This window comes from Enterobacter cloacae complex sp. P17RS (genome assembly GCF_014895885.1).
GTDB classification, from domain to species: domain Bacteria; phylum Pseudomonadota; class Gammaproteobacteria; order Enterobacterales; family Enterobacteriaceae; genus Enterobacter; species Enterobacter bugandensis.
Genome location: NZ_JADBQK010000007.1, coordinates 87436 through 104547, shown reverse-complemented (window position 1 = coordinate 104547; position 17112 = coordinate 87436). Strand labels below are relative to the sequence as shown.

15 protein-coding genes and 2 pseudogenes are annotated in these 17112 nt (G+C 55.2%); 11 read left to right on the top strand and 6 right to left on the bottom strand.

Translation table 11 applies throughout. From position 1 onward, the window contains the following. Positions 1 to 5: 5 nt before the first annotated feature. Positions 6 to 1535, bottom strand: a complete 1530-nt coding sequence (gene pntA, locus IM265_RS08110; protein ID WP_100170392.1) for a Re/Si-specific NAD(P)(+) transhydrogenase subunit alpha — start codon at positions 1533 to 1535, stop codon at positions 6 to 8. 535 nt (positions 1536 to 2070) lie between these two features. Between pntA and ydgH the strand changes: the two genes are divergently transcribed. The 3 genes from ydgH to folM all read left to right on the top strand — a co-directional run bounded on the left by ydgH (position 2071) and on the right by folM (position 5345). Further along, positions 2071 to 3015 carry a DUF1471 family protein YdgH gene (gene ydgH / locus IM265_RS08105; protein ID WP_028012941.1) on the top strand — a complete coding sequence of 315 codons (945 nt, stop codon included), beginning with the start codon at positions 2071 to 2073 and terminating at the stop codon, positions 3013 to 3015. Positions 3016 to 3200: 185 nt separating this feature from the next. Beyond that, positions 3201 to 4583 carry an amino acid permease gene (locus IM265_RS08100; RefSeq protein WP_028012940.1) on the top strand — a complete coding sequence of 461 codons (1383 nt, stop codon included), beginning with the start codon at positions 3201 to 3203 and terminating at the stop codon, positions 4581 to 4583. A gap of 39 nt (positions 4584 to 4622) precedes the next feature. Next, the gene (gene folM / locus IM265_RS08095) at positions 4623 to 5345 is read left to right on the top strand and encodes a dihydromonapterin reductase (protein WP_041910292.1); all 723 of its coding nucleotides are present in this window, start codon (positions 4623 to 4625) and stop codon (positions 5343 to 5345) included. On the opposite strand, the gene IM265_RS08090 is transcribed toward folM, so the two are convergent. Beyond that, on the bottom strand, positions 5342 to 5677 hold the full coding sequence (locus IM265_RS08090) for a GlpM family protein (protein ID WP_014883596.1): 336 nt from the start codon (positions 5675 to 5677) through the stop codon (positions 5342 to 5344). The two genes, folM and IM265_RS08090, sit on opposite strands and share 4 nt — an antisense overlap. 128 nt (positions 5678 to 5805) lie before the next feature. Between IM265_RS08090 and rstA the strand changes: the two genes are divergently transcribed. Then, positions 5806 to 6522, top strand: coding sequence for a two-component system response regulator RstA (gene rstA / locus IM265_RS08085; RefSeq protein WP_193031259.1), 717 nt, complete (start codon positions 5806 to 5808; stop codon positions 6520 to 6522). Between the two features lie 244 nt (positions 6523 to 6766). After that, positions 6767 to 7027 carry a hypothetical protein gene (locus IM265_RS08080; protein WP_182035643.1) on the top strand — a complete coding sequence of 87 codons (261 nt, stop codon included), beginning with the start codon at positions 6767 to 6769 and terminating at the stop codon, positions 7025 to 7027. Between the two features lie 175 nt (positions 7028 to 7202). On the opposite strand, the pseudogene IM265_RS08075 reads toward IM265_RS08080, so the two are convergent. Then, a pseudogene (locus IM265_RS08075) lies at positions 7203 to 7348 on the bottom strand (AraC family transcriptional regulator); the annotation flags it as partial. A 326-nt stretch (positions 7349 to 7674) separates the two neighbouring features. On the opposite strand from IM265_RS08075, the gene IM265_RS08070 reads away from it, so the two are divergent. Next, entirely contained in the window at positions 7675 to 8061 is a 387-nt protein-coding gene (locus IM265_RS08070; RefSeq protein ID WP_045261479.1) for a hypothetical protein, read from the top strand. Positions 8062 to 8103: 42 nt separating this feature from the next. Here IM265_RS08070 and IM265_RS08065 read toward each other — a convergent pair. Beyond that, positions 8104 to 8280 (bottom strand): annotated as a pseudogene (locus IM265_RS08065) (KilA-N domain-containing protein); the annotation flags it as partial. Here IM265_RS08065 and IM265_RS08060 point away from each other — a divergent pair. From IM265_RS08060 to tus, 3 genes are all read left to right on the top strand, one after another. Continuing rightward, the gene (locus IM265_RS08060; protein WP_088205348.1) at positions 8274 to 8564 is read left to right on the top strand and encodes a tyrosine-type recombinase/integrase; all 291 of its coding nucleotides are present in this window, start codon (positions 8274 to 8276) and stop codon (positions 8562 to 8564) included. The pseudogene IM265_RS08065 and the gene IM265_RS08060 overlap by 7 nt on opposite strands. Positions 8565 to 8593: 29 nt before the next feature. Beyond that, the gene (rstB, locus tag IM265_RS08055; RefSeq protein ID WP_028012933.1) at positions 8594 to 9892 is read left to right on the top strand and encodes a two-component system sensor histidine kinase RstB; all 1299 of its coding nucleotides are present in this window, start codon (positions 8594 to 8596) and stop codon (positions 9890 to 9892) included. Between the two features lie 73 nt (positions 9893 to 9965). After that, positions 9966 to 10895: a DNA replication terminus site-binding protein gene (tus, locus tag IM265_RS08050; protein ID WP_041910300.1), complete on the top strand. Its 930-nt coding sequence runs from the start codon at positions 9966 to 9968 to the stop codon at positions 10893 to 10895. Here the strand turns inward: tus and fumC are convergent, their stop codons facing one another. After that, positions 10896 to 12290 (bottom strand): class II fumarate hydratase, encoded by a 1395-nt coding sequence (fumC, locus tag IM265_RS08045; RefSeq protein WP_182080255.1) that lies wholly within the window; start codon positions 12288 to 12290, stop codon positions 10896 to 10898. A 137-nt stretch (positions 12291 to 12427) separates the two neighbouring features. Then, positions 12428 to 14074 (bottom strand): class I fumarate hydratase FumA, encoded by a 1647-nt coding sequence (gene fumA / locus IM265_RS08040; protein ID WP_028012930.1) that lies wholly within the window; start codon positions 14072 to 14074, stop codon positions 12428 to 12430. Positions 14075 to 14273: 199 nt separating this feature from the next. On the opposite strand from fumA, the gene manA reads away from it, so the two are divergent. Next, positions 14274 to 15449 (top strand): mannose-6-phosphate isomerase, encoded by a 1176-nt coding sequence (gene manA / locus IM265_RS08035; RefSeq protein WP_028012929.1) that lies wholly within the window; start codon positions 14274 to 14276, stop codon positions 15447 to 15449. Positions 15450 to 15548: 99 nt separating this feature from the next. Continuing rightward, the gene (locus IM265_RS08030) at positions 15549 to 17081 is read left to right on the top strand and encodes a YdgA family protein (RefSeq protein ID WP_193031257.1); all 1533 of its coding nucleotides are present in this window, start codon (positions 15549 to 15551) and stop codon (positions 17079 to 17081) included. Positions 17082 to 17112 lie beyond the last annotated feature (31 nt).

Below are 17112 nucleotides of genomic sequence, written 5' to 3'. Positions count from 1 at the left end.
ACCCCTTAGCCTTTACGAAACATTTTCAGCATGCGCTGAGTCACGGTGAAACCACCGAAAATATTGATACTGGCGATCAGCACCGCGATAAAGCTCAGGAAGCTGATCCAGCCGCCGTGTCCAATCTGCAGCAACGCCCCTACCACGATGATCCCGGAGATAGCGTTGGTCACCGACATCAGCGGCGTATGCAGCGCATGGGAGACGTTCCACACCACGTAGTAACCCACAACGCACGAGAGTGCGAAGACGGTAAAGTGGCCGAGGAACTCTTTCGGCGCGACGTCAGCCAGCCAGCCGAACAGAATAATGACCAGCGCCATGATGGCGTATTTGCGCCACGGAGAAGCCGGTTTTGCCGGTTCTTTTGGCTCGGGTGCCGCTTTCGGCGCTGCCTGGGGCTGGGCTGAAACCTGAATAGGCGGCGCAGGCCAGGTAATTTCACCTTCGCGAACGACGGTGACGCCGCGCACCACCACATCGTCAAAATCGACGGTGATGTTGCCGTCTTTCTCTTTGCAGAGCAGCTTCAGCAGGTTAACGAGGTTCGTGCCGTACAGCTGAGACGACTGGGTTGGCAGGCGGCCAGGCAGGTCAGTATAGCCGATCACCTTCACGCCGTTAGCGGTCGTGGTCACCTGATTGGCAACGGTATACTCGCAGTTACCGCCGTTTTGCGCCGCCAGGTCGACAATCACGCTGCCCGGCTTCATGGAGTCGACCATCTCGCGGGTGATCAGCTTCGGCGCCGGTTTACCCGGAATAAGCGCGGTGGTAACAATAATGTCGACGTCTTTCGCCTGCGCGGCAAAAAGTTCCATTTCGGCTTTGATAAAGGCTTCGGACATCACCTTCGCGTAACCATCACCGCTGCCCGCTTCTTCCTTAAAGTCCAGCTCAAGGAATTCGGCCCCCATGCTCTGGACCTGTTCCTTCACTTCGGGACGGGTGTCGAACGCGCGCACGATAGCGCCCAGGCTGTTTGCCGCACCGATTGCGGCAAGACCCGCCACGCCCGCGCCAATTACCATCACTTTCGCCGGTGGGACTTTCCCCGCCGCGGTGATCTGGCCGGTAAAGAAGCGTCCAAATTCGTGAGCGGCTTCAACAATGGCGCGGTAGCCGGCAATGTTTGCCATGGAGCTCAGCGCATCCAGCGACTGCGCGCGCGAAATACGCGGCACGGAGTCCATCGCCATCACGGTCACGCCACGGGCCGCCAGCTTCTCCATCAGTTCAGGATTTTGTGCAGGCCAGACGAAGCTCACCAGCGTGGTGCCTGGATTCAGCAGCGCAATCTCACTCTCTTCCGGCGCGTTGACCTTCAGAATCACGGGCGACTGCCAGACTTCAGCACCGTCCACCACTTCCGCGCCAGCCTGAGTAAAGGCTTCGTCATCGAAACTCGCCAGCTTGCCTGCGCCGCTTTCAACCGCGACGGTAAAACCCAGTTTAAGCAGTTGCTCCACCGTTTTCGGTGTTGCCGCTACGCGGGTTTCATTGGCTAACCGTTCTTTTGGTACCCCAATACGCATAGTTTTCCCTTCCATCGGTTTTTGATGATGGTTTGTCGATAAATGCCCGCGGTTTGTATCAATTTTCGCCAGCATGATAGCGACGAGAAATGAGTAACCCCGCAAAATAAAACAGTAACAAACTGTCTATAACCTACTGAAAATAGCGCTTGTGATCTACCGCCAGAAAACACTATTTCTTACTTTATCTGTGAAAAATAAGCGATCGGCGTCACTGACAGTGATATTTACCTTAAATTCATCGCCAGAACCGATAAATCGCGCAAGCGAAGCGGTAAAAACATGATATAGCGCCATAAGAGAACAAGTTATTAACATTAAATTAACTTGTAAAAGTCATATGCTTTATCAGTTTTGCTTGTCAAACGCCTGTTTTTTCAACATATCACTAAATGTTATCGAATTCGGTAATTGAGTGAGCACAGGCAGTGAAAAATGGCGCAGACAGCGACGGGTTTTAAATGCCATAATCGGGGCCGTCTCAAATAAACAACAATACCAGTACATGGTTTGCGCAAGGCGAAGGATTATTTTTATGAAGCTTAAGAACACACTCCTGGCGTCCGCACTTCTCTGTGCGACCGCCCTGTCTGCGAATGCCGCAACAGAGTTAACGCCAGAGCAAGCGGCAGCGTTAAAACCTTTTGACCATACGGTCATTGTGGGTCGTTATAATTCTATTGGCGATGCCGTCGCCGCCGCATCAAAAGCCGCGGATAAAAACGGGGCGGCCTCGTTTTACGTAGTTGACCAGTCCGATTACGGCAACAGCGGTAACCAGCGCGTGACCATTGCGCTGTATAAAGATAATGCACCAAAGGCTGACGCGCCGAAAAACCGCGTGATCAACGGTATCGTTGAGCTGCCGAAAGACCAGGCCATTGAGCTGGAACCTTACGACACCGTTACCGTTCAGGGCTTCTATCGCAGCCAGCCAGAAGTGAACGATGCCATCACCAAAGCCGCGAAAGAGAAAGGTGCCTACTCTTTCTATATCGTGCGTCAGGTAGATGCTAACCAGGGCGGCAACCAGCGCATTACCGCATTCATCTACAAAGAAGATGCGAAAAAACGCGTTCTGCAGAGCCCGGATGCCATCCCTGCGGATTCTGAAGCGGGTCGCGCGGCGATAGCCAAAGGCGGCGAAGAAGCGAAGAAAGTTGAAATTCCGGGCGTCGCGACCTCTGCGGCGCCAAGCGCTGAAGTGGGCCGTTTCTTTGAAACGCAGTCCACGAAAGGTGGCCGTTACTCCGTGACGCTGCCGGACGGCACCAAAATTGAAGAGCTGAACAAAGCCACTGCCGCGCAGATGGTGCCGTTCGACAGCATCAAGTTTACCGGCAACTACGGCAATATGACGGAAGTCTCTTATCAGGTCGCGAAGCGTGCGGCGAAGAAAGGGGCGAAGTATTACCACATCACACGCCAGTGGCAGGAACGTGGTAACAACGTGACCATCAGCGCCGATCTGTACAAGTAACAAAACCGTTGACGAAAGGCGGCGCAAGGCCGCCTTTTTTTGTTACTTTTTTTGAAAATCTGCCACACATCATTGCATGCTTTCGTTACACTCCGTAAAATCCCGCGCCTTAGTGTGATCCACCATTTTTATGCGCCTTAGCGAAATAATTATTCTGGATTGGGACTTTTCATAACAGGAAGCCAATGGAAAAGAAACTTGGCCTGAGTGCTTTAACTGCACTTGTATTGAGCTCAATGCTGGGCGCGGGCGTATTCAGTTTACCGCAGAACATGGCGGCCGTCGCAAGCCCTGCCGCCCTGCTCATTGGCTGGGGCATTACCGGTGTCGGGATATTGCTGCTGGCGTTTGCCATGCTGTTGCTGACGCGCATTCGCCCGGATCTGGACGGCGGCATTTTCACCTATGCACGTGAAGGTTTCGGCGAGCTGATCGGCTTCTGTTCCGCCTGGGGCTACTGGCTGTGCGCGGTCATCGCCAACGTCTCTTATCTGGTGATTGTCTTCTCGGCGCTCAGTTTCTTTACCGATACCCCTGAGCTGCGCCTGTTTGGCGACGGTAATACCTGGCAGTCTATCGTCGGCGCCTCGGTGCTGCTGTGGATTGTTCACTGGCTGATTTTGCGCGGTGTCCAGACCGCCGCCAGCATCAACCTGGTGGCGACGCTGGCGAAGCTGGTGCCGCTTGGCCTGTTTATCGTGCTGGCCTTCATTGCGTTCCGTCTCGACGTGTTTTCGCTTGATTTCAGCGGCATTGCGCTGGGCGTTCCGGTCTGGGAGCAGGTGAAAAACACGATGCTGATTACCCTGTGGGTATTTATCGGCGTTGAGGGTGCCGTCGTGGTTTCTGCCCGCGCGCGCAATAAGCGCGATGTGGGCCGCGCCACGCTGCTGGCCGTCCTGGCGGCGCTGGGCGTGTATCTGCTGGTGACCCTGCTTTCGCTGGGCGTGGTGGCGCGTCCTGAACTGGCCGAAATGCGTAACCCGTCCATGGCAGGCCTGATGGTGAAAATGCTCGGCCCGTGGGGCGACGTGGTGATTGCCGCAGGGCTGATCGTCTCCGTCTGCGGCGCTTATTTGAGCTGGACCATCATGGCGGCTGAAGTGCCGTTCCTGGCCGCGACGCACAAGGCGTTTCCACGCCTGTTTGCTCGTCAAAACCAAAATAATGCGCCATCAGCCTCACTCTGGCTGACCAACATCAGCGTTCAGGTCTGTCTGGTGCTGATCTGGCTCACAGGTTCAGACTATAACACCCTGCTGACCATCGCCTCGGAGATGATTCTGGTACCCTATTTCTTAGTGGGTGCGTATTTGTTAAAAATCGCCACGCGTCCGGCGCACTATGTTGTGGGCGTAGGGGCCTGTATTTACGGCCTGTGGTTGTTGTATGCTTCCGGGCCGATGCATCTGCTGCTGTCGGTTGTGCTGTATGCGCCGGGTCTGCTGGTGTTTATCTATGCTCGTCGCACGCATCAGCTGGAGAACGCGCTGAAACGCCGTGAAATGGCCTTAATCGGGCTGTTACTGGTTGCTGCCGTACCGGCAACCTGGATGTTAATGGGATAGCACTGTCTTTCCCATTGTTGAACTGTAAAGGAGAATACGATGGGAAATGCACCGCTTCGCCCAATACTGATCACCGGTGGAGGCCGCCGTATCGGCCTCGCCCTCGCCCATCACTTTCTCAACCTTCGGCATCCGGTTATTGTCAGCTACCGTACGGAATACCCGTCGATTGAGGGGCTGCGCAAAGCCGGAGCGATCTGCATTCAGGCTGATTTTTCCACCGACGAAGGCATTCTGGCCTTTGCCGAACAGGTTAAATCCACCGCGACGGGGTTGCGTGCCGTGATCCATAACGCCAGCGCATGGTGTGCCGAGAAGCCCGGCACGTCCCTCAGCGATACGCTCTCCGCCATGCTGCAGATCCACGTTAACGCTCCTTATCTGCTTAACCACGCGCTGCAGGATCTGCTGCGCGGCCACGGGCATGCGGCGGGCGACATTATTCACTTTACCGATTATGTGGTGGAGCGCGGCAGCGACAAGCATATCGCCTACGCGGCCAGCAAAGCCGCGCTGGATAACATGACCCGCTCCTTTGCCCGCAAGCTCGCGCCTGAGGTGAAGGTGAACGCCATCGCCCCGGCGATGATTTTGTTTAACGAACACGATGATGCGGAGTATCGCCAGCAGGCGCTGAATAAGTCGCTCATGAAAATAGCGCCCGGCGAGAAAGAGGTGATCGACCTTGTAGATTATCTGCTCACCAGCTGCTACGTCACCGGCAGAACCTTTGCCGTGGACGGCGGCCGCCCGCTGCGCTAGTGAAAGCGGCTCCAGAAGAAGATTAACACCCAGGCGCTGAGCCCCCAGCAGACCACTGCCCCGCCCAGCGCCAGGGGGAGCCGCAGAAAACCGGTGAAATACCACAGGGAAAGCAGGTAGAGAAAGTACGGTATGATTGACCACATGCCAAACACGATGGTCGTGCGTAGCGCTTCCGTACCCCGCTCAGAGGCCACAATATAGTGGGCAATCAGCGCAAAGGTCGGGAACAGCGGGATAAGCCCGGCAATATAGTAGTTTTTGGTTTTTGCCAGAATGCCAATCAGTAACACCACCAGCGCCCCCAGCGCGGCTTTGATCACCAGCCCCATATTTTTTCCTATAACAATCAAATAACAAGAAACGTCAGAATAACGGAAGCGGCGTTAATTTTGAAAGATTAATGGAAGGTTAAGGTTCCGCGGTGTATTTTGGCTTTTTTCACGAAAACAGACGCTGTATGAATAAGATTGTATATGTTGAAGACGAACCCGAAGTCGGGCAATTGATCGCCGCCTATCTGGGTAAACATGATATGGACGTCATTGTCGAGCCTCGCGGCGATCGTGCCGAAGAGGTGGTCGTCCGTGAAAACCCGGATTTAGTGCTGCTGGACATCATGCTGCCAGGCAAAGACGGCATGACGCTCTGCCGGGACCTGCGCGCCCGCTGGGAGGGCCCTATCGTTCTGCTCACCTCACTGGACAGCGATATGAACCATATTCTGTCGCTGGAGATGGGCGCCAATGATTACATTCTGAAAACCACACCGCCTGCCGTCCTGCTGGCCCGCCTGCGCCTGCATTTGCGCCAGCACGCCAGCATCGAACGCGAAGCGCCCGCGCCGTCCCTGACGCCGCACAAAGCGTTGCGCTTCGGTACGCTGTCTATTGACCCGGTTAACCGCCAGGTCCTGCTTTCCGGCGAGCTTATCGCCCTTTCTACCGCAGACTTTGACCTGTTGTGGGAGCTGGCCACGCATGCCGGGCAAATCATGGACCGCGACGCGCTGCTGAAAAACCTCCGTGGCGTGAGCTATGACGGTATGGATCGCAGCGTTGACGTGGCGATTTCGCGATTACGCAAAAAACTGCAGGATAACGCCACCGAGCCCTACCGCATTAAAACCGTGCGTAACAAGGGTTATCTGTTTGCCCCACACGCCTGGGAAACCTGATCGTCGGATAGGATAATCTGCGCGAATTGAAGGCATTGCGCGAAAACGCCCTCCTTTCGCGCATTTATTTTTACGTTTGCGCAACATTTAACTTGCTAAGCACGCAAACTATTCCATAATTAGCTTCTCGACTCTCCTTTCTTCAGCTCATCCCGCACTTGCGATCGTTTTACTCATTTTCGCCGTGAAGCTTTCACGACATCGCTCCCAAAAATCTTGAAATGAGGATTTAAGCCCATGAATTATGTATAGCTACGGTCAGGTAGAAGCGATAAAAACCAATCTTGAGTGGATTGTTAATCAGGTAACCCTTAACCACACCTCCCCCTCACGCACCGATCAAAAAGCGCTCTTTGACCTGCTGGAACTCATCCAGTCTTACGAAATACTGCTGGATCTCATCAGCGAATACGGGGCGGATGTGATTGATACGCACATTGCGGAAGGACTGGCCGTAACGGAAAAATTCATCGCCAAGGTAAAAAACAGCGCGAAAGCCATATAACACGCTCGACAGACGTGAAAAACCCGAAGGGTTTTCATGTATATTCTGCACATAGCGTTTTTTCGGTGAGATCCAATGAAAAAGCTGTTTGTGCAGTTTAGTGTGCAGAAAACCTGCAATTTACTGGAAAGGCTATAGCTTCTCTCCCGTTCGCAAAGCTATTCACGGCTCGTTACAACGCATCTGCCTCTACGATTATTTGGGGATGCCTGGCGGAAGGGTTTTCGCACATGCCCAATGCGTGGTCACTCTTTTTCCATTTAGCTTTCCGGTGAGCGCCAGGAGTAATGCCCCCGTACAAACTGAACCAAACCGCTTGCTGCATAAGTTTGTAAAAAATTCAATACCTTCAGAAACAAACGCTCGCATCAGATTGATCATTTCAAAATTACCAGCAGCTAAATCGATTTCCTTGCAGGTTTAATGCATCTGTCGATGTAAGTCATGAACGTCTATTTATCCACTCAAGGGAATAGCAGGTGATTTATCCGCTGTAGGGATATCCCTTTTAAATCCACTTAAAAATGCGCTCGTGTTGGAAGAATTTCATATATGGTATTCTTTAGTTGTTTATATTTAGTACATTGCCCACAGTAGTTACATCCTATGCTCAATTACATTGTCATTAATTAGTTAGCGAGATAAGAATGAAATCAAATGTAAAGTATACTTTTCATCACTTCGGCATCCCGTTACAGGATGGCGTTTTTGAAGGTGCATACAGCGAAAAAGCCGGGATGTATACAGTTGATAACCCAGGTCAGTTTCGTGTGCAGTGGCATAGATTTAAAGATAGTTCTCCACTCCACAATCTGATAAAAACTGTGCCTCACGTCGCCTTCAAAGTGGACAACCTGCTAAGAGCTATCGAAGATGAAGAAGTCATTCTTGGTCCCTATGAGCCCATTGACGGTTTCTTTGTTGCCATGATTAATGACAATGGCGCACCGATTGAACTCATAGAAACTACACTCTCAGATGATGAAATCTGGGGAAGAGCAAGGTCCGGTCAAGGCGACCTTTACAGGAAGTAATTTTATCTGGGAGCCGTTGTGAAAGTGGCTCTCTGTGAATACTTATTTGAAGCCTGGCAAATAAATCTGAACTTCGCTCATCATCCACTCACGAGCCACATGAAGAAATTGTTTCCTACCACCAGCTTCCCACCGGCCCATTTTGCTGGCGCAATGACTAACCTCTTTCGTTTCGGTATTAATAATATGATCAAGCTTGTTCAGCCGAGAAATTGCTTCAAAACTCAAAGAGAAGACAGGCCTACCGAACGATAAAACGATCGGGCATTCGCCGCAGACGCCCCTATCAGCTGCGTCATACATACGCGTGCTGGATGTTGTCGGCAGGTGCTAATCCTGCTTTTATAGCGAATCAGATGGGTGATGAGAATGCAGAGATGGTCTTCCATGTATACTCTGCGAGGATAAATGTTCTCGATAGCGATCATGTACCATTTTTGAATCAGCGCTTTGGCGGATATGCAAATGCCCCTATAGTGCCCCTGAAGGTAAAAACAAAGTAGTTAATTACTTGATGTCCCGGTGATATTTAATGAAAAAGCTGTTTGTGCAGTTTTATCTTTTACTGTTTGTCTGCTTCCTGGTGATGACCATGCTGGTCGGCCTGGTTTATAAATTCACCGCCGAACGTGCGGGCCGGCAGTCGCTGGACGATCTGATGAAAAGCTCGCTGTATCTGATGCGCAGCGAGCTGAGAGAGATCCCGCCACACGACTGGGCGAAAACCCTGAAAGAGCTGGATCTCAATCTGTCATTCGATTTACGCATTGAGCCGTTAAAAGATTTCGATCTGGACCCGCCCGCCATGCAGCGTCTGCGCGACGGGGACATCGTCGCGCTGGATGAGAAATACACCTTTATCCAGCGCATTCCGCGCAGCCATTACGTGCTGGCCGTCGGGCCGGTGCCCTATCTCTATTATCTGCACCAGATGCGCCTGCTGGACATGGCGCTGATGGCCTTTATCGCCATTTCGCTCGCATTTCCGGTCTTTATCTGGATGCGGCCCCACTGGCAGGACATGCTGAAGCTGGAATCCGCCGCGCAGCGTTTTGGTGAGGGGCATTTTACCGAACGCATTCACTTCGACAGCGGTTCCAGCTTTGAGCGTCTGGGCGTGGCCTTTAACCAGATGGCCGATAACATCAACGCCCTGATCGCCAGTAAGAAGCAGCTGATCGACGGAATTGCGCACGAGCTGCGCACGCCGCTGGTTCGCCTGCGCTACCGTCTGGAGATGAGCGAGAATCTGACCGAGGCAGAGAATCAGGCGCTTAACCGCGACATTGGCCAGCTTGAAGCGCTGATTGAGGAGCTGCTGACCTACGCGCGTCTCGACCGCCCGCAAAACGAGCTGAACCTCACCACGCCGGATCTGCCCGCCTGGCTGCAAACCCACATTGATGACGTTCAGAGCGTAAACCCGCAGCGCACGCTGTTGACGCGCGTCACGCCGGGTGACTACGGCGCGCTCGATATGCGCCTGATGGAGCGCGTGCTGGACAACCTGATGAACAACGCCATGCGCTACAGCGAAAGTACGCTCCAGATTGGCCTGGATTTGCAGGGCAACCGGGCCAGCCTGACGGTGGAGGACGACGGACCGGGAATTGCCCCGGAAGCGCGAGAGACCGTGTTTGAACCGTTTGTCCGCCTCGATCCCAGCCGCGATCGCGCCACCGGCGGATGCGGCCTGGGGTTGGCGATTGTCTACTCTATCGCGCAGGCGATGGGCGGCACGGTGCATTGCGAGGAGAGCGAGCTCGGCGGCGCGCGCTTCTGCTTTAGCTGGCCGGTGTACCATAACATCGCCCTTCCCGTCCCTGCCTGACCTCAAACGCACGCTGGCCTGACCCGGCGTGCTGTGCTATATGATAAGTATGTTGTAACTAATGAGAGTGTTTATGGCGAACTACGATCTCATCGAACGGCTTAACGGCACGTTTCGGGAAATAGAACACGAACTCCTGACCCTGACCGAGCGTTTGCAGGCCTGTCGCCTGCTGGCCGCGCGCGTCTTTACCCTGCCGGAAGTGGCTAAGGGAGCCGAGCACGATCCGCTGGACACCATCGAGGTCGAACAGCACATCGGCAGCGCGGCCCTTGAGCTGGCGCTAAAACACTATCGTCGCCTGTTTATCCAGCAGCAGTCAGAAAACCGCAGCAGCAAGGCCGCCGTGCGCCTGCCGGGGGTCATCTGCCTGCAAACCGATGCGACATCGCGCGAAGCGCTGGAAAGCCAGATTGCGCATATCAACACCCTGAAAGCGGCCTTTGAAAAGATCATCACCGAAGAGTCCGGCCTCGCGCCTGCCGCGCGGTTTGAGTGGGTGCACCGCCAGCTTCCGGGGCTGATTACCCTGAATGCCTATCGAACGCTGACGGTACTGCGTCACCCCGCTACGCTGCGCTTCGGCTGGGCGAATAAGCACATCATTAAAAACTTCACCCGGGATGAGATTCTGGCCCAGCTGGAAAAAAGCCTGAAGACGCCGCGCACCGTCGCGCCGTGGTCGCGGGAGCAGTGGATTGAGCGCCTGGAGCAGGAGTACCACAGCATCGCCTCGCTGCCGGTGGATGCGCGCCTGAAGATAAAGCGCCCGGTGAAGGTGCAGCCTATCGCTCGCGTCTGGTATTCCGGTCAGCAAAAGCAGGTGCAATATGCCTGCCCGACGCCGCTGATTGCGCTTTACGATGCCGATCAGGGCGCGGTGGTACCCGATATCGGGGAACTGCTGAATTACGATGCTGACAATGTTCAGCACCGTTACAGACCTCAGGCGCAGCCGCTACAGCTGATTATTCCTCGGCTGCACCTGTACGTGGCGGGATGATTATTTCACGCTACCGACCATCGCTTCCGGGCGAACCCAGGCGTCAAACTCCGCCTCCGTGAGATAGCCCAGCGCCAGGGCGGAGGCTTTCAGCGTCAGCCCCTCTTTATGCGCTTTTTTGGCGATCTCGGCGGCCTTGTCGTAGCCAATATGGGTATTGAGCGCGGTGACCAGCATCAGAGATTCATTGAGCAGCTGGCTGATGCGTTCGCGATTGGGCTCAATCCCCACCGCGCAATGCTCGTTAAAGCTCTCCATCCCGTCCGCCAGCAGACGAACAGATTGCAGCACGTTGTGGATCACCATCGGGCGATAGACGTTCAGCTCGAAGTTGCCGGACGCACCGCCCATGTTGACGGCCACGTCGTTGCCCATCACTTGGCAGCAAAGCATGGTCATGGCTTCGCACTGGGTCGGGTTCACTTTACCCGGCATGATGGAGCTGCCCGGCTCGTTTTCCGGGATGCTGATTTCACCGATGCCGCAGCGCGGGCCCGAGGCCAGCCAGCGCACATCGTTAGCAATTTTCATCAGCGAGGCCGCCAGCCCCTTCAGCGCGCCGTGGGTGTGGACCAGCGCATCGCAGGTCGCCAGCGCTTCGAACTTATTGGGCGCCGTGACGAACGGCTGTCCGGTGATGGCAGCAAGCTCCTCCGCCACGCGCACCGCGTATTCTGGATGGGTGTTTAACCCGGTACCGACCGCCGTCCCACCGAGCGCCAGCTCCGCCAGGTGCGGCAGGCTGTTCTCGATATGCTTCAGGTTGTGTTCCAGCATCGCCACCCAGCCGGAAATCTCCTGGCCGAGCGTCAAAGGCGTGGCGTCCTGAAGGTGCGTACGGCCAATCTTGACGATGTCGCGGAAGGCCTGCGCTTTCTCGTTAAGCGTGGATTTGAGCACGTTGAGCTGCGGGATAAGCTGCTCGCGAATGGCGATTACCGCCGCCACGTGCATCGCCGTCGGGAAAACGTCGTTAGAGCTCTGGCTTTTGTTGACGTCATCGTTCGGGTGGACCTTACGTTCCATGCCGCGCACGCCGCCCAGCAGCTCGCTCGCCCGGTTCGCCAGCACTTCGTTCATGTTCATGTTGCTCTGGGTACCGGAACCGGTCTGCCAGATAGCGAGGGGAAATTCGTCAGGATGCTTGCCCGCCAGCACTTCGTCTGCGGCGTTGATAATGGCGGTGGCTTTATCGGCGTCCAGCAGGCCCAAATCCTGGTTCACTTTCGCGGCGGCGCGTTTGGTCAGCGCCAGCGCCTGAATCAGCGAGACGGGCATTTTTTCGGTCGAAATACGGAAGTGTTCCAGCGAACGCTGGGTTTGCGCGCCCCATAGCTTGTCGGCCGGGACGTCGATGGCGCCCATCGAGTCTTTCTCATGGCGTACCGTGGTCATTACTTTCTCCTTGATAACAAAAGAGGGATTGCTCACATGCTTAAGGGATAAGTATTGATGACTTCTGAGAAACGGTATGGCGCTTTGTGCGCTCTTTTTGATGTCGGGTGGCGGCGGCGCCACCCGTTTTTTTCAATTTACTTCACGCACGCCGAACACTGGGACGACTGGATCTGCTTGAAGAAGTCGTTGCCTTTGTCATCCACCAGGATAAACGCCGGGAAGTCTTCCACTTCGATTTTCCAGATCGCTTCCATACCCAGCTCCGGGTATTCCACGCACTCCAGGCTCTTGATGCTGCCCTGCGCCAGTACCGCCGCCGGGCCGCCAATGCTGCCAAGGTAGAAGCCGCCGTGCTTGTGGCACGCGTCCGTCACCTGCTGGCTGCGGTTGCCTTTAGCGAGCATGATCATGCTACCGCCGTTGGCCTGCAGCTGATCGACGTACGAGTCCATACGCCCTGCCGTGGTTGGGCCTAACGAGCCGGAGGCATAGCCTTCAGGCGTTTTCGCCGGGCCCGCGTAGTAGATCGGGTGATCTTTAATGTACTGCGGCAGCCCTTCGCCGTTGTCCAGACGCTCCTTCAGCTTCGCGTGCGCAATGTCGCGGCCCACGATGATCGTGCCGTTCAGGGAGAGACGGGTCGAGACCGGATACTGAGAAAGCTGCGCCAGAATCTCTTTCATCGGACGGTTCAGGTCAACGCGAACCGCTTCACCCTCACCCGCTTTACGCAGCGCTTCCGGGATGTATTTGCCCGGGTTATTTTCCAGCTTTTCGATCCACACGCCTTCGCGGTTGATCTTGGCCTTGATGTTGCGATCCGCAGAGCAGGAAACGCCCATCCCGACCGGACAGGAGGCACCGTGGCGCGGAAGACGGATCACGCGCACGTCGTGGGCGAAGTATTTGCCGCCAAACTGCGCCCCGAGGCCCAGGTTACGCGCTTCTTCCAGCAGCTCCTGTTCAAGCTGCACGTCGCGGAACGCCTGACCGTGTTCGTTACCTTCAGTAGGCAGGCCGTCGTAGTATTTGGTTGAGGCCAGCTTGACGGTTTTCAGCGTGCTTTCAGCTGAGGTTCCGCCAATCACGAAGGCGATATGGTACGGCGGGCACGCCGCGGTGCCGAGGGTACGCATCTTCTCAACCAGGTAATTTTTCAGCTTGCCCGGAGTGAGCAGCGCTTTGGTTTCCTGGTAGAGATAGGTTTTGTTGGCTGAACCGCCGCCTTTGGCGATACAGAGGAATTTGTACTCGTCACCGTCGACGCTGTAGAGGTCAATCTGTGCAGGCAGGTTAGTGCCGGTATTGACCTCTTTGTACATATCCAGCGCCGCGTTTTGCGAGTAGCGCAGGTTGTCTTCGGTGTAGGTGTTGTAGACGCCGTGAGCCAGCGCCGCTTCGTCACCGCCGCCGGTCCAGACGCGCTGGCCTTTTTTACCGACGATGATCGCCGTGCCGGTATCCTGGCACGTTGGCAGAATGCCTTTCGCCGCGATATCGGAGTTACGCAGGAACTGCAGGGCAACGTACTTGTCGTTTTCGCTGGCTTCCGGGTCGCTCAGAATATCGGCAACCTGCTGCTGATGCGCGGGGCGGAGCATAAAGGAGGCATCGTGGAAAGCGTGCTGCGCCAGCAGCGTCAGCGCCTGCGGATCCACCTTGAGGATCTCTTGTCCTTCAAACTCAGAGACGGAGACGTGATCGCGGGTTAACAGGTAATACTCGGTCTGATCCTTACTGAGGGGGAAAGGATCCTGATAATGGAAGGGTTTATTCGACATTGTTCTCTCACTTACTGCTTCGGTCTGTTTATTCAGGGCAGATGTTCCGCTGCCCGGCTTAAAAGCGAGTCAGCTTATCCTACACAATTTTTTAACAAAAACTGAGACTAGTACGACTTTTTACATCCACAGGTTACTTCCACGTAGTTTATTGCTTTAATACCCGGAGTTAATTCCACATTTGAATCAGGGCTTGATAATGCAAAAACTCATTAACTCAGTGCAAAACTACGCCTGGGGAAGTAAAACTGCGTTAACGGATCTCTACGGTATCGCGAACCCGAACAACCTGCCGATGGCGGAACTATGGATGGGGGCGCACCCGAAGAGCAGCTCAAAAATTGAAGACGCCAGCGGCCAGGTACGCAGCCTGCGTGACGTGATTGATGCCGATAAAGCCGCACTGCTGGGCGACAAGGTGGCTCAGCGCTTTGGCGAACTGCCGTTCCTGTTTAAGGTGCTGTGCGCCGACCAGCCGCTCTCCATCCAGGTTCACCCGAACAAGAAAGCGTCTGAAATCGGCTTTGCCAAAGAGAACGCGGCGGGCATCCCGCTGGACGCCGCCGAGCGTAACTACAAAGATCCAAACCACAAGCCGGAGCTGGTGTTCGCGCTGACGCCGTTCCTGGCGATGAACGCCTTCCGCGAGTTTTCAGAGATTATCTCCCTGCTGCAGCCGGTCGCGGGTGCCAACAAGGCTATTGCCCACTTCCTCGAAAACCCAAACGCGGACGCGCTCAGCCAGCTGTTTGCCAGCCTGCTGAATATGCAGGGTGAAGAGAAATCTCACGCTCTGGCGGTGCTGAAAGCGGCCCTGAACAGCCAGCAAGGGGAACCGTGGGAGACCATCCGCCTGATTTCCGAGTTTTACCCTGACGACAGCGGCCTGTTCTCCCCTCTGCTGCTGAACGTGGTGAAGCTGAACCCGGGCGAAGCGATGTTCCTGTTCGCGGAAACCCCGCACGCCTACCTGCAGGGCGTAGCGCTGGAGGTGATGGCCAACTCTGACAACGTGTTGCGCGCGGGCCTGACGCCGAAATATATCGACATCCCTGAGCTGGTTGCCAACGTGAAGTTTGTGGCGAAGCCTGCTGCGGAGCTGCTGACTCAGCCGGTGAAAAACGGTGCAGAGCTGGACTTCCCGATTCCGGTTGAGGATTTTGCGTTCTCCCTGCATGACCTCAATCAGACGGAAACGACAATCGCACAGGAAAGCGCGGCGATCCTGTTCTGCGTCGAGGGCGAAGCAACGCTGCGCAAAGGCGAGCAGCGTCTGGTTCTCCAGCCTGGCGAGTCAGCATTCGTTGCAGCCAATGAGTCCCCGGTCAGCGTGAGCGGCACCGGTCGCCTGGCGCGCGTTTTTAATAAGCTTTAAGCACTTACTGAATTTTTTAACAACTCTTGCTAAGCTAGTTGAAGGCTTAATATCTCCGGGCGGTTTTTACCGCCTGGTTTCATTTTAGGGATAGTCGCAATGAAAAAATCGGTCGTAGCGGTTGGAGTGATTGTAGCGTTAGGCGTGGTCTGGACGGGTGCCTCCTGGTTTACCGGGAAACAGCTGGAAGGCCGTCTGGCTGAGATGGTGGCGCAGGCTAACGGAGAAATTAAGCGCAGCGCGCCGGAGGCGGGTCTGGAGCTGAGCTACCAGAACTATCAGCGCGGCGTGTTCACCAGCCGCATGCAGCTGGTGGTGAAGCCGGTGGCCGGTGCGGCAAACGGCTGGCTGAAGCCGGGACAGAGCGTGGTGCTGGATGAAGTGGTAAGCCACGGTCCGCTGCCGCTGGCGCAGCTAAAGTCGTTTAACCTGATCCCGTCCATGGCGTCCGTTCATACCGTACTGGTGAATAACGACGTCACTAAACCGCTGTTTGACCTGGCGAAGAATGAATCACCTTTCGACATTAACACCCGTATTAGCTACTCCGGTGATACCAGCTCTGATATCGCGCTGAAACCGCTGAACTACGAGAAAGAGAACGAAAAAGTCGCCTTCAGCGGCGGCCATTTCAAACTTGATGCGGATCGGGACGGCAACGTCTTCTCCATGACGGGTGAAGCGGAAAGCGGCCTGGTCAACGCCGTGAACGAATATAACCAAAAAGTTCAGCTCACCTTCAACAACCTGAAAGCCGACGGCAACAGCCGTATGACCGACTTTAAAGAGCGTATCGGCGATCAGAAGCTCTCCGTGGATAAGATTGCTATCGCAATTGAAGGAAAAGACATGGCCGTGCTGGAAGGCATGGACGTTAACGGTCAATCCGACGTATCCAAAGACGGTAAAAGCATCAATACCCAGCTGGATTACACGCTGAAGAGCCTGAAAGTGCAGAATCAGGATTTGGGCACCGGCAAGCTGTCGCTGAAGATCGGCAATATCGACGGCCAGGCATGGCACGAATTTAGCCAGAAATACAGCAAAGAGAGCCAGGCGCTGCTGACCGACGCCGCGCTGCAGCAGAACCCGGAAGTGTACCAGCAGCAGGCGATGGCGGTGCTGTTCAATAACCTGCCAATCCTGCTGAAAGGCCAGCCGGTGGTCACCGTTGCGCCGCTGAGCTGGAAAAACAGCAAAGGCGAAACCAGCTTTAACCTGTCGCTGTTCCTGAAAGATCCTGCAGCCGCCACGGGTGAACCGCAGACGCTGGCTCAGGAAGTGGATCGCAGCGTGAAGTCGCTCGACAGCAAGCTGACCATCCCGATGGATATGGCGACCGAGTTTATGACCCAGATTGCGAAGCTGGAAGGCTACGGCGATGAAGATGCCGGCAAGCTGGCGAACCAGCAGGTGAAAGGTCTGGCGGCGATGGGTCAGATGTTCCGCATCACCAAAGTGGAAGACAACACCATTTCCACCAGCCTGCAATATGCCAACGGCCAGGTAACGCTGAACGGCGACAAAATGCCGCTGGAAGAGTTTGTTGGCATGTTTGGTATGCCGACGCTGGGAATGCCGGAACCGGCTGAACCCGCAGCGCCAGCCGTACCGGCGGCACCGCAGCAGTAAACGTCAAAACCCCTCGCAAGAGGGGTTTTTT

What these genes read in the sequence shown, in the direction of transcription:
- pntA (WP_100170392.1), bottom strand. Translation starts at nt 1,535, where the DNA reads ATGCGTATTGGGGTACCAAAAGAACGGTTAGCCAATGAAACCCGCGTA.
- ydgH (WP_028012941.1), top strand. Translation starts at nt 2,071, where the DNA reads ATGAAGCTTAAGAACACACTCCTGGCGTCCGCACTTCTCTGTGCGACC.
- IM265_RS08100 (WP_028012940.1), top strand. Translation starts at nt 3,201, where the DNA reads ATGGAAAAGAAACTTGGCCTGAGTGCTTTAACTGCACTTGTATTGAGC.
- folM (WP_041910292.1), top strand. Translation starts at nt 4,623, where the DNA reads ATGGGAAATGCACCGCTTCGCCCAATACTGATCACCGGTGGAGGCCGC.
- IM265_RS08090 (WP_014883596.1), bottom strand. Translation starts at nt 5,677, where the DNA reads ATGGGGCTGGTGATCAAAGCCGCGCTGGGGGCGCTGGTGGTGTTACTG.
- rstA (WP_193031259.1), top strand. Translation starts at nt 5,806, where the DNA reads ATGAATAAGATTGTATATGTTGAAGACGAACCCGAAGTCGGGCAATTG.
- IM265_RS08080 (WP_182035643.1), top strand. Translation starts at nt 6,767, where the DNA reads ATGTATAGCTACGGTCAGGTAGAAGCGATAAAAACCAATCTTGAGTGG.
- IM265_RS08070 (WP_045261479.1), top strand. Translation starts at nt 7,675, where the DNA reads ATGAAATCAAATGTAAAGTATACTTTTCATCACTTCGGCATCCCGTTA.
- rstB (WP_028012933.1), top strand. Translation starts at nt 8,594, where the DNA reads ATGAAAAAGCTGTTTGTGCAGTTTTATCTTTTACTGTTTGTCTGCTTC.
- tus (WP_041910300.1), top strand. Translation starts at nt 9,966, where the DNA reads ATGGCGAACTACGATCTCATCGAACGGCTTAACGGCACGTTTCGGGAA.
- fumC (WP_182080255.1), bottom strand. Translation starts at nt 12,290, where the DNA reads ATGACCACGGTACGCCATGAGAAAGACTCGATGGGCGCCATCGACGTC.
- fumA (WP_028012930.1), bottom strand. Translation starts at nt 14,074, where the DNA reads ATGTCGAATAAACCCTTCCATTATCAGGATCCTTTCCCCCTCAGTAAG.
- manA (WP_028012929.1), top strand. Translation starts at nt 14,274, where the DNA reads ATGCAAAAACTCATTAACTCAGTGCAAAACTACGCCTGGGGAAGTAAA.
- IM265_RS08030 (WP_193031257.1), top strand. Translation starts at nt 15,549, where the DNA reads ATGAAAAAATCGGTCGTAGCGGTTGGAGTGATTGTAGCGTTAGGCGTG.